Genomic DNA, 13650 nt, shown 5'->3' with positions numbered 1-13650 from the left:
TAAGGGATCAGCCGGGCACGGGGATACCGAGCGTCTCGAAGATGTTCAGAAGCCAGAAGCTGAAATCGGTGAACGCCCCGGTCAGCATCATCACGCCGACGATCAGCAAAAGCGCCCCCATCGCGCGCTCGATCCATTTCATATGGCGCTTGAGGCGGTTCATCAGCCCCATGGCGCGGGTGATGAACAGGGCCGACAACAGGAACGGCAGGCCGAGGCCGATGGCGTAGACGCCCAGAAGGAAAGTGCCGCGCGCCACCGAGGCCTCTTGCGCGGCGAGGCTGAGAATGGTGCCAAGTTGCGGGCCGATGCAGGGCGTCCACCCGGCGGCGAAGGCAAGGCCAAGGACGAAGGCCCCGAGCGCCGAGCCGCCCTGGTCGCCCGCATCGAGCCGCATCTCGCGGTCGAGAATCGGGATGCGGATCACCCCGGTGAAATGCAGGCCGAAGACGATGATGATGATCCCCGCCACGCGGGCGAACATGACCTGGTTTTGCAGGAAGAACGCGCCGAAAGCCGAGGCGGTAAAGCCCAGAAGCAGGAAGATGACCGACAGCCCCAGCACGAAGAACAGCGCCGGCAGGATGATGCGCCGCCGCGCCGCCGCGCCGCCCTTCATCTCACCGACCGAGATCCCGCCCATATAGGCCAGATAGGGCGGCACCACCGGCAGCACGCAGGGCGAGAGGAAGGACAAAATCCCCGCCGCCAGCGCCACCAGCGCGGCCGGCCCGAGGCCTGCGTCGAAAAGATCGATCCCGAACATGTCCCTCTCATAGCCGCCGCGCGGCGTTTCGTCATCCTCTGCGCGCTCACTTTGCCGGGAAAAGCCTGTCACATTCTGCCGCAGGCGGCTAAGAGGCGGGCATGACCACAGACCACCACGACCTCGACTGCGAGGGGCTTCTGTGCCCCCTGCCCGTCCTGCGCGCGCGCAAGCGGCTGATGGCGATGCGCCCGGGCGAGGTGCTGGCGGTGCGCACGACCGACCGGATGGCGCTGATCGACCTGCCGCATTTCTGCGCGCAAAGCGGCCATGCCTATCTGGGCGCCGAAGAGGACGGGCCCGTCACCCGGCATCTGATCCGCGCCGGGGTTTAGGTCAGCCGCATTTGGAAAAGCCGCAGGCGGCGCAGGTCAGGCAGCCCTCGATCATCCGCAGATCGAAGGCGCCGCAGGCCGGGCAGGAGCTTTGCGGCACCCCCGCCGCAAGGCCCGCGCCAGGGTCGCTCTTCAGCCCCAGCCCCTCGCCCGCGATGAAGCCGATGGCGATCAGATGGCGCTCGATCACGCCCCCGATCGCGGCAAGGATCGAGGGGATGTAGCGGCCTTCGATCCAGGCCCCGCCGCGCGGATCGAACACCGCTTTCAACTCTTCGACGACGAAGGAGATGTCGCCGCCCCGCCGGAACACCGCCGAGATCATCCGGGTCAGCGCCACCGTCCAGGCAAAATGCTCCATGTTCTTCGAGTTGATGAACACCTCGAACGGGCGGCGGCGATCCTCGATCAGAATGTCGTTGATGGTGATGTAGAGCGCATGTTCCGAGCCGGGCCAGCGGATCTTGTAGGTCTCGCCCGAGAGCGTCGCCGGGCGGGCGAGCGGGTCGCTGAACAGCGCCGGAGCCTCGCCGCCTTCCGTCGTGGCGGTCAGCACCGAGCCGGTCACCGCATTCGGCCGGTAGGTGGTGCAGCCCTTGCAGCCCATATCCCAGGCCGCAAGATAGACATCGCGGAAATCGTCGAAGGAGATATCGGCCGGGCAGTTGATCGTCTTCGAGATCGAACTGTCGACCCATCTCTGCGCCGCGGCCTGCATCCGCAGATGCTCCATCGGCGTCAGATCCTGGGCGGTGACGAAATGACCGGGCAGCGGCGCATCGCCGTTTTCCGCGCGCCACAGCGCCAAAGCGTGATCGGTCACCTCCTCCTCGCTGCGCGTGCCGTCCTTTTGCAGCACCTTGCGGGTGTAGCTCCAGGCAAAGACCGGCTCGATCCCCGAGGACACATTGCCCGCGTAAAGCGAGATCGTCCCCGTGGGCGCGATTGAAGTCACCAGCGCGTTGCGGATGCCATGTTCGCGCACCAGGGCGCGGATATCCTCATCCATCCCGCGCATATTGCCCGAGTTCAGGAAACCCTCGGCCTGGAACAGCGGGAAGGCGCCGCGCTCCTGCGCCAGACCCACCGAGGCGAGATACGCCGCACGCGAGATCGCATGCAGCCATTCCCCGGTCTGCGCCGCGGCCTCTTCCGAGCCGTAGCGCAGCCCGGTCATCAAGAGCGCATCGGCGAGGCCCGTGACGCCAAGACCGATGCGGCGCTTGGCCTGCGCCTCGGCCTCCTGCTCCGGCAGCGGAAAGCGCGAGACATCGACCACATTGTCCATCATCCGCACCGCCGTGCGCACCAGCGCGTCGAGTTCCCCGCCGTCGATATGCGCGCCCGCAGCGAAAGGCGCGCGCACCAGCGCCGCAAGGTTCACCGAACCCAGGAGACACGCGCCATAGGGCGGCAGCGGCTGCTCGCCGCAGGGGTTGGTGGCGGCGATGGTCTCGGCATAATGCAGGTTGTTCATCGCATTGATACGGTCGATGAAGATCACCCCCGGCTCGGCGAAGTGATAGGTCGAGCGCATGATCCGGTCCCACAGCGCGCGGGCGGGCAGGCTGCGCCAGACCTCGCCGCCGAAGCGCAGCTCCCAGGGTGCGTCGGCCTTCACCGCCTCCATGAAGGCATCCGTCACCAGCACCGAGAGATTGAACATCCTGAGCCGCGCCGGGTCTTCCTTGGCGGCGATGAAGGCCTCGATATCGGGGTGATCGCAGCGCATCACCGCCATCATCGCGCCGCGCCGCGAGCCGGCCGACATGATGGTGCGGCACATCGCGTCCCAGACATCCATGAAGGACAGCGGCCCCGAGGCATCCGCCGCCACGCTGCGCACCAGCGCGCCTTTGGGCCGGATGGTCGAGAAATCGTAGCCGATGCCGCCGCCCTGTTGCAGGGTCAGCGCCGCCTCTTTCAGCGCCTGGAAGATCCCCTCCATCGAATCCGGGATCGTGCCCATCACGAAGCAGTTGAACAAAGTGACCGCCCGCCCGGTGCCCGCGCCCGAGAGGATGCGCCCCGCGGGCAGGAAGCGGAAACCTTCCAGCGCGGCCAGGAATTCGGCCTCGCGCGCCGCCGGATCGGGCTCGTTCGCCGCCAGCGCGCGCGCCACCCGGCGCCAGCTGTCTTCGACCGTCAGATCCACAGGGGTGCCGTCGGCCTCTTTCAGCCGGTATTTCATGTCCCAGATCTGTTCGGCCACAGCAGCGGCAAACGGGGCGGAAAAGCGCGGCATGGTCCTGGACCCCCGGGGCCGGACGGGGCGGAAAGGGGCAGAGGTAGCGGTCCGCCCGGCCAGACCCACAGGATAGGCCTCGCGCGGCCATGGGTCAATCGCGCCGGCGCTTGCGCCCGCCTGCCCGGCGCCTATGATCCGGCCATGGGATTCGTTCATCTGCTCAAGCTCTGCGTCGGCGCCGAAAGCGTCGCCGATCTTGCCGAATGGCAAGAGCAGAACGCCGCGCGCTGGCCGGCGGGAACAAGCGTCCATGTCACGCGGATGTGGCCCAAACGCGAGGCCGAACTGCTGGCGGGCGGCTCGCTCTACTGGGTGATCAAGGGCGTGATCCTGTGCCGCCAGCGCCTGCTGGGGCTGGAGGAAGTCACCGGCGCCGACGGTATCACGCGCTGCGCCATCGTGATGGACCGCGAGATCATCCGCACCGATGCCGCACCGCGCCGCCCCTTCCAGGGCTGGCGCTACCTTTCCCCCGACGAAGCCCCGCGCGACCTGCCCCAGGCCCGCGGCGCCGAGGAAACCCTGCCGCCCGCCCTCGCCCGCGCGCTGGCCGAGATCGGCCTGCGCTGAGGTTGCGGATCAGGCGGCATGAGATCCCGGATCCGGCCGCACCGCAGCACCCCACGCCGCAAAGCCAGAACGCCCGCCCGGCGGGACCACCGGCATGCCTTCCGTTTCCCCGATCCGCGCAGAGGCTTTGTGCAGACGGCGCCTTCTGCGCCGCTCAGCATCCTGGTCCGGGCAGACATTCTTCCCGGCGAACATCCTCCGGCAAGCAGCGAAACGGTAAATCCCGTCGCCTCTCGGGCGCGCGGGGCCGGTTGCGCCAGCAGAGTTTCCGGCCAGGAAAACGCCCATCGCTTCGGGCGGCCCGCAATCCGCCGCCCGGATGGCGCATGATCGCGCAGCCGTTCCGGACCGCGCCGGATCCGGCCCGCCGCTCTCAGCTGCGGGTTTTCGAGAACCGGCCCTCGATCGTCGCGCCGCTTTCGATCACCAGTTTTTCATAGACCACATCCGCCGCGACCTGGGCCGAGGCGCGCATGGTGAAGCTCCGGCTCTCGACCTTGCCGTCCAGCCGGCCGGTCACTTCGACGGTCTGGGCGCTGACCGCCCCCGAGATCCGGCCCTGCTGGCCGACGATCAGCGCATCCGCCACCACATTACCGTCGATTTCGCCCAGCACTTCCAGCGCGCCGGTCGAGGTGATCTCGCCGGTGATTTTCAGATCGGGGCCGAGAACCGAGCGGCTGGCGTTGCTGCCGCCCGGGCGGGCGGCGGCGGGCTCGGAGGTCGGATCAGTTTTCGAGAACATGGAGGATCTTTCTGCAATCGGCTCGTCCGCGATAAGGCGAAATCGGACCGCGGGGGTCAAGGGCGGCCCCCACCGATCGGCGGGCGGCAGCCGGTCTTTCGCGCCGGAGCAGAGAAAACACCCGGCTTGCCCGGCCCGGCCGCCGGTTTTCGCGCCGGAGGGAAGCCCTCCTCCCTGCGATGCGGCACCGGATCCCCTGTCCCGCACGTCGAGGTTTCTGACCATGCCCCCGCCTCACGCCGGCAAAAGCGGCCCGGCTTGCCGCCCGGGGGGGCAAACCGCGGCCTCCCGGGCGCAGGCCACACGCGCCACCAGCCGCGGCGCTTCAGGGCCTTGCAGTCACCGGGAAGGTGCGTCGTTCGGAACAGAGGGGCGGGCTTCATGCGATCCCCCGCGCGCCGCCATAAGCCGGGAACCGCCCGCCGAAGCGAGGGGGCTGCAAACCCCTTCCAGATCCTAAAACGGTCCCCCGGGGATTCCCGTGATCAGGGGACAACCGGGGGAGACCAGGGACGGTTCGGCACGGCGCGCGATGTATCCGCAATGATCACCGCGCGCCGTGCCGCTTTCCGACGTGCCGGAGTGGCAGACGGGGATTGCCCGCCTCAGAACCGGATGCCTGAGGTCAGGAAGAAGGTCCGGCCCGGCTCGGGGAAGCCCTCGACCACCTGGATATCGCGGTCGAAGATGTTGCGGATGCCGAAATCCATGGTGGCATTCTCGCTCATCTGCCAGCTTGCGCTGAAGTTGGCCAGGGCGAAGCCGGGCATCCTGGTATAGGCATAGGCAGGGCTGGCCCCGCCCGGCTGTCCGGCGGCCGGGTCCGACCAGCGGGAACCGTAGATCTCGACCGAGGGTGTGACGGTCAGACTATCGGTCGCCTGCCAGTCGAGCGCCAGATAGACCTTGTGTCGCGGAATATCGGTGATCCGCAATCCGGTGATCGCGGGATCCTCGATACCGGCGTCGATATAGGTGTAGTTCGCCGACAGGCCGAGGCGATCATTCATCGCCCAGCTCGCCGCAAGCTCCACGCCCTTGTAGACGCCCTTGCCGACGTTCTGCTGCTGCAAGGTCGCGGGGCTGGTGGAGGCGTCATAGACCACCGACTGGATCAGATCGGTCACGCGGCTGTAGAAGAGCGCGCCCTCCACCCTGACCGGGCCGATATCGCCGCTGTAGCCGATCTCGACATTCGCCGCGCGCTCGGCCTTCAGATCCGGGTTCGGCTCCATCAGGCCGAAACGGGTGCTGTAGCGGTGGAACATGGTCGGAAAGCTGGTCCGGGACGAAACGCTGGCGTGAACCTCTCCGCCCGCATCGGGCGCCCAGATGGCGGCAAGCTGCCAGTCCAGCGCCTCGCTGGATACCTGGGGATAGGACACCTGCGAATATGCGGGAGGCGTGCTGGGCGATACGCCCGAGGGGGTGAGGGTCCGCAGAGCCTCGATCACCTTTGATTTGTTGAAGCTGAAACCGCCGATGACGCGAAGCTGGTCGGAGACCTGCCAGCTGTCCTCGACCGCGAAGGAGAGGGTTTCCGACTCGTTCCGCTCGGTGGGCTTCGGATTCAGGGCCAGACCCGGCACCGGATAATCGGTTCCCAGATGGACATCGCGCCGGAAATGCACCGCAAATTTCAATTCATGCGCCGCCATCGTCAGGCCGTATTCGGCGCTCGCCCCGACGGAATGGTCGTCATAGACGGAATCGAAAATCCGCGGCGCATCGGTCAGCTGGGTCGTGTGGGCCGGATTGTCCCAGGCCGAAAGCGTGTTGTCGAAGGTGTTGTAATAGACCTTCGTCTTCACATAGCTGCCGCCCAGATCGGTATGGGTATAAAGCGCAAGGCTGGAGATGTCCCATTCCGGCCAGGTCCAGTCGCGCTGTGTGCTGCCCACGCAAACCGGGGCGCCGCAGGTCACGCCGCGCATCGGCTGCCGGGTGCTGTAGGGCGCATTCTTCGAGCCGGTCTGTCTGGTGTAGCTCAGCACATATTCGTCGGTCGCATTGGGCGTGAGGCCGAATTTCAGGTTCACGCGGTCATCCGAGCTATCCGCATTGTCGCGCAGCCCGCCATCCTCGTTCGGCACCGGAACGAAATCCCCGGACAGCCAGAATCCGTCGCTCTTGCGCTTCATCCAGCTCGCCTGGGCATACCATTTCTCTTGCTTCGTGCCGAAGGAGAGATAGCCGTTCCTGCCGCTGACATCGCCCTGGCCGCCCTCGATGCCGATCCGTGCCTCGCCCTCGAAAACCTCGGTGGGCTTCTTTGTCACGAGGTTGATCGCGCCGCCCATGCCGCCGGGGCCGTTCAGCACCGAGACATAGCTTTTCTGCACCTGGATCTCCGCCAGGTCCGGCGTCAGGAAGCGGCCGTAGTCCAGACGGTTGTCATAGGCCAGGAAGATGCGGATGCCGTCGATCGACAGCGGCACATGCCAGCGGCCGAAGCCGCGCACGAAGACCATCGGCTCGTTCCGGCTGCCGCCGCTGGTGTTGATCGTCGACACCCCGGGCAGGGTCGCAAGCGTATCGTTCAGCGTGGAGCGGCCCGCCTTCCTGGCCTCTTCGCCGGTGACTTTGGCGGTGGTGCCGCCCTGGCCGTCCTGTTCCTGGCCCAGATAGATGGTGCCGAGGAAGAAAGTGTCCTTTGCCGTCGTCTCGGCCATCAGCGGGGTAAGCGACAGGTCGGGGATCATCATCCCGGCAAGGATCAGGCGGTGCAGCAGGCTTTCGGGCAGTCTCATCGGCGGGTTTCCTCCTCCTCGGGCACAGCCTTCGGAGAAGGTCTGGCGAATCGTTATGTTTAAAGAAACATATCCGATCAGTCCGGCAAGACCCGTCTTTCGTGGTGGCGGCATAACTGTGGTTTTGCTGCATCGGCGGCGTCCGGGCAGCTTCCGGCTTGCAACCCGGAACAGATATGTATCATCATATATAACGAACCCCGACAAGGGGGCCGACTCGCAGGGGGCCGAAGATGGACATCCGATACGTCAGTTCCGACCAGGACCAGCAGACCAACGCCATCCTGTCCGAAGTGGCCGAACGCGCAGCGCGCGAAGGCATCCGGCTGGCCGGGACGGTTCAGCCCGTCGGCCCCGAACCGCAGCAGAAATGCGAGATCGTGCTGCATCTGCTGCCCGACGGACCGCTGCGCAGCATCAGCATGGACCTAGGCCCCGGCGCCACCGGCTGCCGGCTGGACGCGGGGGCGCTGGAAGAGGCGGTGATCGAGGTTCACGACCGTCTGCCGATGGCTCAGGCGCTGGTGGTGAACAAGTTCGGCAAGCAGGAGGCGGCGGGCCGCGGGCTGGTCGAGGCCATCGGCCGCGCCTGCGCCGCCGGGCAGCCGGTGCTTGTCGGCGTCGCGCCGGAATGGCGTGCGGCCTTCCTCGCCTTCGCGGGCGGCGCCGCACAGCCGCTGGAAGCCGATGCCGGCCTGGTGATGGACTGGCTGCGCGCCGCCTGCCGCGCGCAGGCCGCCTGACCTGCCCGAAGCCTGACCTGCCAGAACCGACCTGTCCGAAAGGGAGAATACCGATGAAGCTCAGCGCCCGGAACATCCTGCGCGGCAAGGTGGTCGAGATCGTCACCGGCGCGGTGACCAGCCATGTCAGGATCGACATCGGCGGCGCCATCGTCACCGCCTCGGTCACCAATGCGGCGGTGCAGGAACTGGATCTGGCGGTCGGCAAGCCCGCGGCCGCCGTGATCAAGGCCTCGGATGTGATGGTCGGGGTCGATGACTGAGACCCTGACCGATCCTTTGCGCCCGCATGAGGAAGCCGTCGCCCTGCCCGGCGCCTTCGACGCCGGGCTGTGGTTCATCGGCCGCATCCGCACGCCCTGGCAGCAGCGCAGCGACTGTCCCAGGCGCGGGGATATCGGGAACGGACCGCCCTGCCGGATCGAGATCGACGACCGCTGGGCCGCGGCGCTGGAGGGAATCGGCAGGCATCAGAACCTTCAGGTGCTTTACTGGATGCACCTGTCGCGCCGCGATGCGGTGCGGCAAAATCCGGCCTTCGCCGACAGTTCCGTCGGCACTTTCGCCATCCGCTCGCCGCTGCGGCCGAATCCTGTCGCCTCCTCGGTGGTGCGGCTGCTGGCGGTCGAGGGCAGCGTGCTGATCGTCCGCGGGCTGGACTGCGTGGACGGCACGCCGCTGATCGATCTCAAACCCGAATTCGGAGCCCTCTGGTGCGATCCTTCTCCGCAACCGCGCTGAAAGCCGCGGTTTTTGCCGCGCTGGCGGCCCTGCCGGCGCTGGCGCTGGACGGCCGCAGCGTCACCGATGCGACCGGGCGCGAGGTGCAGGTCCCGGCGAACCCCGCCAGGGTCTTTGCCGCCGGTCCGCCGGCCTCGACCCTGCTTTATGTGCTGAAGCCCGAAGCCATGGTCGGCTGGGTCCAGGCGCCCGACGCGCATGACCTGCCCTTTCTGCGGCCCGGGACGGCGGCGCTGCCCGAACTCGGCCGGCTGACCGGCAAGGGCGACACGCTGAACCTTGAGGTGCTGCTGACCGCAACACCGGAGCTGATCGTCGATTACGGCACGGTGAACGCCACCTATACCGACCTTGCGGCCCGGGTGCAGGAGCAGTCCGGTATACCCTATGTCCTGATCGACGGCTCTTTCGCGGCGCTGCCCGGCTCGATCCGCCAGATGGGCGATGTGCTGGCGGTGCCCGACCGCGCCGGGATGCTGGCCGCCTATGCCGAGACCACCCTGGCAGAAACCGACGCGCTGCTGGCCGGAATCCCCGGGGATCAGCGGCCCCGGGTCTATCTCGCCCGCGGGCCCGAGGGGCTGGAGACCGCCATCAGCGGCTCGATCAATGCCGAGATCATCGAGCGGGCGGGCGGGCGCAACGTCGCCGCCGGAGGGGCCGGGAATGTTGCCACCGTCAGCGCCGAGCAGGTGCAGGCATGGGCGCCGGACATCATCATCACCATCGACCGGGATTTCGCCGCCAATGTCGGCATGATGCCGGAATGGCAAGGCATTCCGGCGGTGACAAACGGCCGTGTCTACCTGGCCCCCGACGCGCCTTTCGGCTTCATCGACGCGCCGCCCTCGGTCAACCGGCTGATCGGGCTGAAATGGCTGGCGCACAAATTCTTTCCCGACCGCGCCCAGGGCGACCTTCGGGCGGAAGTGGCGGAATTCTACGGCCTCTTCTACGGCGTGACACCCGACGAGGCCGCCCTTTCGGTGCTTCTGGGTGAGTGAACGCAGGCTCACCCCCCTGCTGCTTGCGGGTCTGGTGGCGGTGTTGCTGACCGGAGTGGCGATCGGCCCCTTCCCGCTGTCGCTGCGCCAGATTGCGGCCGTGCTGAGCGGCGGAGGCGACAGCCAGTCCGCAACCGTGCTGTGGAACATCCGTCTGCCCCGGGTCCTCGCCGCGGCCCTGGTGGGGGCGGCGCTGGCGGCGGCTGGCGCCGCATATCAGACCGCCTTCCGCAATCCGCTGGTTTCGCCCGATATCCTCGGCGTCTCGGCGGGCGCGGGGTTCGGCGCGGTGCTCGGGATCCTTCTCGGCCTGCCGGTGCTGGCGATCCAGCTGACCGGCTTCGCCACCGGGCTGGCCACGGTCGCGCTGGTTCTGTTCCTGTCCTTCTCGCTGCGCGGCGGCGGCCAGGTGCTGGTCATGGTGCTGTGCGGCATTGCGGTTGGCGCTCTGGCGGGGGCCGGGATTTCGCTGGTCAAGCTGCTGGCCGATCCCGAGCAGCAACTGCCCGCCATTACCTTCTGGCTGATGGGCAGCCTGGCCGGAGCCAAACGCGCCGATGTCCTTGCCGCCCTGCCCGCCATACTGGCGGGGCTGCTGCCGTTGGTCCTGCTGCGCTGGCGGATCGGCCTGCTGGCGCTTGGCGATGATGAGGCAAAGATGCTGGGGATCGAGGCCACCCGCCTGCGGCTGATGATCATCGTCTGCGCCACGCTGATGACCTCGGCTGCGGTTTCCATGGCCGGAGTGGTCGGCTGGATCGGGCTGATGGTGCCGCATATGGCGCGGCTCCTGACCGGATCGCGCTTCGACCGGCTGCTGCCCGCCGCCATTCTGACAGGCGCCGCCTTCATGGTGGCGGCAGATACCGCGGCCCGCTCCATCGCCCTGACGGAAGTGCCCCTGGGCATCCTGACCGCGGTAATCGGCGCCCCGGTTTTCGTGTGGCTGCTGGCGCGGGGCAGCCGCGGATGGGCGGAATGATCCCGCTTTTGCAGACCCGCGGCCTGAGCGTCGGCCATCGCGGGCGCCCGGTGCTGTCCGGCATCGACCTGTCACTCGGGCCGGGCCAGGTGCTGTGCCTTCTGGGCCCCAACGGCGCGGGCAAGACCACGCTTTTCCGCACCCTTCTGGGCCTGCTGCCCGCCGTGGCCGGCGATGTGCTGCTGGAGGGCCAGCCGCTTGCCATGATGCCCCGCAGCCGGATCGCCTGCCTGCTGGCGCATGTGCCGCAATCGCTCTCCACCCCTTTCGCTTTCCGGGCGCTGGACCTCGTGCTGATGGGCGCCGCGATCCGCCTCGGCCCCTTTGCCCGCCCCGGAGCGGCCGAGACCCTGCGCGCGACCGAAGCGATGGAGACGCTCGGCATCGCCGCACTGGCGGAGGAAGAGATCACGCGCCTTTCCGGCGGCCAGCGCCAGATGGTGCTGATCGCCCGGGCCCTGGCGCAGGGCGCGCGCACCGTGGTGATGGACGAACCGACCGCCAGCCTGGATTTCGCCAACCGTATCCGGGTGGGCCGGGCGATCCGCGACCTGGCGGACCGGGGCACGGCTGTGATCCTGTCGACCCACGATCCGGATCAGGCCGCCACCCTGGGCGACCGCGCCCTGCTGGTGGGCCGGGGCCAGGTTCTTGGCGACGGCCCGGTGCGCGGGGTGATGACCGCGGAACGCCTGTCGGCCCTTTACGAGGTTCCCGTCCATCGTGAGGCCCTCTCCGGCGGCGGGCTGCATTTCCGGGGATGAGGCCGCTCCGCCGATGGCGGTCATGAAGCCTGAGCACCTGCCCGGCCATCGCGGCGCCCCTGCCATCCGGGCATTGTCCGCGCCCTGCCGGGACGGCCGCTCCGGGAATTCGCCGGCCAGATCTTTGAGCTCCGGATCAGGCGCCTGAAGAAGGCCCGACACAAGGTCAGACGCAAGAAACTGCGCGCCTGCGATCACGGCGCACCCGGGATACTCAAACGCTGGTTCCTTGTGGCAGGGCGCGAGGGTCAGCCGATCATCCGGCCGAAGCCGACCCATGGCGATCCGAAAAGCGCCGCCAACCGGAAAGCCAGGCTGCTGCCACAGATTGCATCATCCGGTCAGAGCCCCGCACCCCGGTATTGGGCATCCGCCCGGAACCTGTGAATAGCCGCGTAAGTTCCGCGAATGCACCCAGGAAGGGAGGCCAGGTGCCCGGACGAAACATCGTGCCCCGCCCCCGTGCAGCATGGCTCTGGCGGCGCGCGCGACCCGGCCTCTGCCCCGTCCTCACAAACCTGTGTCCGACAGAGAGGATTTCCTGCCGCTGTTTGACCTTGCTCAAGGAATGCGCGGCGCTCCGGCGCTATTCCCACTCTCAACGGGCCGCGACAGGCCCGCGACTCAGGAGAGAACCGAAATGAAATCCATGTCCCTGCTTGCGGCCGCATCCGTTCTGGCGCTCGCCTTCACCGCCCCCGTCTTTGCCGCCGAGCATGAGGTGCATATGATGAACAAGGGCGAGGCCGGCACCATGGTGTTCGAGCCCAATTTCGTGAAGGCCGAACCCGGTGACGTGATCCACTTCATCCCCACTGACAAGAGCCACAACGTCGAGGCGATCAAGGAGATGCTGCCCGATGGCGTCGAAGCCTTCAAAAGCAAGATCAACGAGGAATTCTCGCTGACCGTGACCGAGCCCGGCATCTACGGCGTCAAATGCACCCCGCATTTCGCCATGGGCATGGTGATGGCGGTGCAGGTCGGCGAGGCTCCGGCCAATGTCGATGAACTCAAGGCGCTGAAAATGCCGAAGAAAGCGCGTGAGCGGATGGATGCGGCGCTCGATCAGGTGAACTGAGGCGCGGGCTCAGGACCGGAAGCCGCCCCGTCCCGGGCGGCTTTCTGGCTGCCGGCGGCTCCGGTCTGTGCGCGCACCTTTTGCGCCTCATGTCAGTCTCTTCCGCCCGGGGCTTTTGCTGCCGCCCCGGAAGGTTTCGTTTCAGGCGGTTACGCCCCGGGTGATCCGGCCGAGCGCCTCGCGGACCTCGGCGATGGGGGCCATCGCGTCGATCCGCTCCAGCACGCCTTTTTCCTCGTACCATCTGATCAGAGGCGCGGTCTGGGCGTGGTAGGCTTTCAGCCTTTCGCGCACCGTTACGGCGTTGTCGTCGGCCCGGCGTTTCATCTCGGTGCCGCCGCATCTGTCGCAGCTGCCCGGCTGCGCGGGCTTTCTGAACTCGTCGTGATACCCCTCGCCGCAACTCCCGCAGGTGAAGCGGCCCGAGACCCGGCCCACCATCGCCTCGTCGTCGACCTCAAGGCTCACCGCCGCCGTCACCCGCCGCCCGGCGCTTGCCAGCAGCGCATCCAGCGCCGCCGCCTGCCCTTCGGTGCGCGGGAAACCGTCGAGGATGATCCCCTTCGCGCTGTCGGGCGCGGCCATGCGCTCTTGCAGGATCGCCAGCACGATCTCGTCCGGGACCAGCCCGCCCGCCGCCATCACCGCCTGCGCGGCAAGGCCCGCCGCGGTGCCCTGCGCCACCGCGGCGCGCAGCATGTCGCCGGTCGAGAGCTGGACGAGGCCCTCTTCCTCTTCCAGCATCCGCGCCTGGGTGCCCTTGCCGGCCCCCGGCGGGCCGAGCAGGATCATGACCGGGGCGTCTTCGGTGCGGCTCATCCTTTGTTCATCCTGTTTTCGATGAGGTCGTCCACCACCGAAGGATCGGCCAGCGTCGAGATGTCGCCCAGAGCGCCGAAGTCGTTCTCGGCGATCTTCCTG

Annotated in this window: 14 protein-coding genes; 9 read left to right on the top strand and 5 right to left on the bottom strand. The window is 67.6% G+C overall.

The features are described from left to right. Nucleotides 1-7: 7 nt before the first annotated feature. Nucleotides 8-766, bottom strand: coding sequence for a cytochrome c biogenesis CcdA family protein (locus XINFAN_RS13265; RefSeq protein ID WP_124087349.1), 759 nt, complete (start codon nt 764-766; stop codon nt 8-10). A 101-nt stretch (nt 767-867) separates the two neighbouring features. Between XINFAN_RS13265 and XINFAN_RS13260 the strand changes: the two genes are divergently transcribed. Then, nucleotides 868-1101, top strand: a complete 234-nt coding sequence (locus tag XINFAN_RS13260; RefSeq protein WP_124087348.1) for a sulfurtransferase TusA family protein — start codon at nt 868-870, stop codon at nt 1099-1101. Nucleotide 1102: 1 nt separating this feature from the next. Here the strand turns inward: XINFAN_RS13260 and XINFAN_RS13255 are convergent, their stop codons facing one another. Beyond that, complete coding sequence (locus XINFAN_RS13255) at nt 1103-3346, bottom strand: adenosylcobalamin-dependent ribonucleoside-diphosphate reductase (RefSeq protein WP_124087347.1); 2244 nt, start codon at nt 3344-3346, stop codon at nt 1103-1105. A gap of 144 nt (nt 3347-3490) precedes the next feature. On the opposite strand from XINFAN_RS13255, the gene XINFAN_RS13250 reads away from it, so the two are divergent. Further along, nucleotides 3491-3919 carry a DUF1489 family protein gene (locus XINFAN_RS13250; RefSeq protein WP_124087346.1) on the top strand — a complete coding sequence of 143 codons (429 nt, stop codon included), beginning with the start codon at nt 3491-3493 and terminating at the stop codon, nt 3917-3919. Nucleotides 3920-4292: 373 nt separating this feature from the next. Here XINFAN_RS13250 and XINFAN_RS13245 read toward each other — a convergent pair whose 3' ends face one another. Together XINFAN_RS13245 and XINFAN_RS13240 are read right to left on the bottom strand one after the other, a co-directional pair. Then, nucleotides 4293-4664 carry a bactofilin family protein gene (locus tag XINFAN_RS13245; RefSeq protein WP_124087345.1) on the bottom strand — a complete coding sequence of 124 codons (372 nt, stop codon included), beginning with the start codon at nt 4662-4664 and terminating at the stop codon, nt 4293-4295. Between the two features lie 605 nt (nt 4665-5269). Further along, entirely contained in the window at nt 5270-7414 is a 2145-nt protein-coding gene (locus XINFAN_RS13240; protein WP_160144615.1) for a TonB-dependent receptor plug domain-containing protein, read from the bottom strand. A gap of 233 nt (nt 7415-7647) precedes the next feature. Here XINFAN_RS13240 and XINFAN_RS13235 point away from each other — a divergent pair, with 233 nt between their 5' ends. The 7 genes from XINFAN_RS13235 to XINFAN_RS13205 all read left to right on the top strand — a co-directional run bounded on the left by XINFAN_RS13235 (nt 7648) and on the right by XINFAN_RS13205 (nt 12729). After that, nucleotides 7648-8157, top strand: coding sequence for a DUF2478 domain-containing protein (locus tag XINFAN_RS13235; RefSeq protein WP_124087343.1), 510 nt, complete (start codon nt 7648-7650; stop codon nt 8155-8157). A gap of 53 nt (nt 8158-8210) precedes the next feature. Beyond that, nucleotides 8211-8420: a TOBE domain-containing protein gene (locus tag XINFAN_RS13230; RefSeq protein ID WP_124087342.1), complete on the top strand. Its 210-nt coding sequence runs from the start codon at nt 8211-8213 to the stop codon at nt 8418-8420. After that, entirely contained in the window at nt 8413-8898 is a 486-nt protein-coding gene (locus tag XINFAN_RS13225) for an SAM-dependent methyltransferase (protein ID WP_124087341.1), read from the top strand. Before XINFAN_RS13230 ends, XINFAN_RS13225 begins: the two co-directional genes overlap by 8 nt. Beyond that, complete coding sequence (locus tag XINFAN_RS13220; protein ID WP_124087340.1) at nt 8871-9902, top strand: ABC transporter substrate-binding protein; 1032 nt, start codon at nt 8871-8873, stop codon at nt 9900-9902. The genes XINFAN_RS13225 and XINFAN_RS13220 overlap by 28 nt, the downstream gene beginning before the upstream one ends. Beyond that, nucleotides 9895-10884: a FecCD family ABC transporter permease gene (locus XINFAN_RS13215; protein WP_233352208.1), complete on the top strand. Its 990-nt coding sequence runs from the start codon at nt 9895-9897 to the stop codon at nt 10882-10884. The genes XINFAN_RS13220 and XINFAN_RS13215 overlap by 8 nt, the downstream gene beginning before the upstream one ends. Further along, on the top strand, nt 10881-11648 hold the full coding sequence (locus XINFAN_RS13210) for an ABC transporter ATP-binding protein (protein ID WP_233352207.1): 768 nt from the start codon (nt 10881-10883) through the stop codon (nt 11646-11648). The genes XINFAN_RS13215 and XINFAN_RS13210 overlap by 4 nt, the downstream gene beginning before the upstream one ends. A 640-nt stretch (nt 11649-12288) precedes the next feature. Further along, on the top strand, nt 12289-12729 hold the full coding sequence (locus XINFAN_RS13205; protein ID WP_124087338.1) for a pseudoazurin: 441 nt from the start codon (nt 12289-12291) through the stop codon (nt 12727-12729). A 141-nt stretch (nt 12730-12870) separates the two neighbouring features. On the opposite strand, the gene XINFAN_RS13200 is transcribed toward XINFAN_RS13205, so the two are convergent. Then, a complete protein-coding gene (locus tag XINFAN_RS13200; protein ID WP_124087337.1) occupies nt 12871-13548 on the bottom strand; it encodes an adenylate kinase in 678 nt (225 codons plus the stop codon). Nucleotides 13549-13650 lie beyond the last annotated feature (102 nt).

Source organism: Pseudogemmobacter humi (genome assembly GCF_900609055.1).
Taxonomy (GTDB): Bacteria; Pseudomonadota; Alphaproteobacteria; order Rhodobacterales; family Rhodobacteraceae; genus Pseudogemmobacter; species Pseudogemmobacter humi.
The sequence above is the reverse complement of the archived record's forward strand: the minus strand, read 5'-3'. Positions and strand labels throughout refer to the sequence as shown.

Bases quoted from the DNA above. Each gene is read 5' to 3' on its own strand.
- XINFAN_RS13265 (WP_124087349.1), bottom strand. From the start codon at position 766: ATGTTCGGGATCGATCTTTTCGACGCAGGCCTCGGGCCGGCCGCGCTG.
- XINFAN_RS13260 (WP_124087348.1), top strand. From the start codon at position 868: ATGACCACAGACCACCACGACCTCGACTGCGAGGGGCTTCTGTGCCCC.
- XINFAN_RS13255 (WP_124087347.1), bottom strand. From the start codon at position 3,346: ATGCCGCGCTTTTCCGCCCCGTTTGCCGCTGCTGTGGCCGAACAGATC.
- XINFAN_RS13250 (WP_124087346.1), top strand. From the start codon at position 3,491: ATGGGATTCGTTCATCTGCTCAAGCTCTGCGTCGGCGCCGAAAGCGTC.
- XINFAN_RS13245 (WP_124087345.1), bottom strand. From the start codon at position 4,664: ATGTTCTCGAAAACTGATCCGACCTCCGAGCCCGCCGCCGCCCGCCCG.
- XINFAN_RS13240 (WP_160144615.1), bottom strand. From the start codon at position 7,414: ATGAGACTGCCCGAAAGCCTGCTGCACCGCCTGATCCTTGCCGGGATG.
- XINFAN_RS13235 (WP_124087343.1), top strand. From the start codon at position 7,648: ATGGACATCCGATACGTCAGTTCCGACCAGGACCAGCAGACCAACGCC.
- XINFAN_RS13230 (WP_124087342.1), top strand. From the start codon at position 8,211: ATGAAGCTCAGCGCCCGGAACATCCTGCGCGGCAAGGTGGTCGAGATC.
- XINFAN_RS13225 (WP_124087341.1), top strand. From the start codon at position 8,413: ATGACTGAGACCCTGACCGATCCTTTGCGCCCGCATGAGGAAGCCGTC.
- XINFAN_RS13210 (WP_233352207.1), top strand. From the start codon at position 10,881: ATGATCCCGCTTTTGCAGACCCGCGGCCTGAGCGTCGGCCATCGCGGG.
- XINFAN_RS13205 (WP_124087338.1), top strand. From the start codon at position 12,289: ATGAAATCCATGTCCCTGCTTGCGGCCGCATCCGTTCTGGCGCTCGCC.
- XINFAN_RS13200 (WP_124087337.1), bottom strand. From the start codon at position 13,548: ATGAGCCGCACCGAAGACGCCCCGGTCATGATCCTGCTCGGCCCGCCG.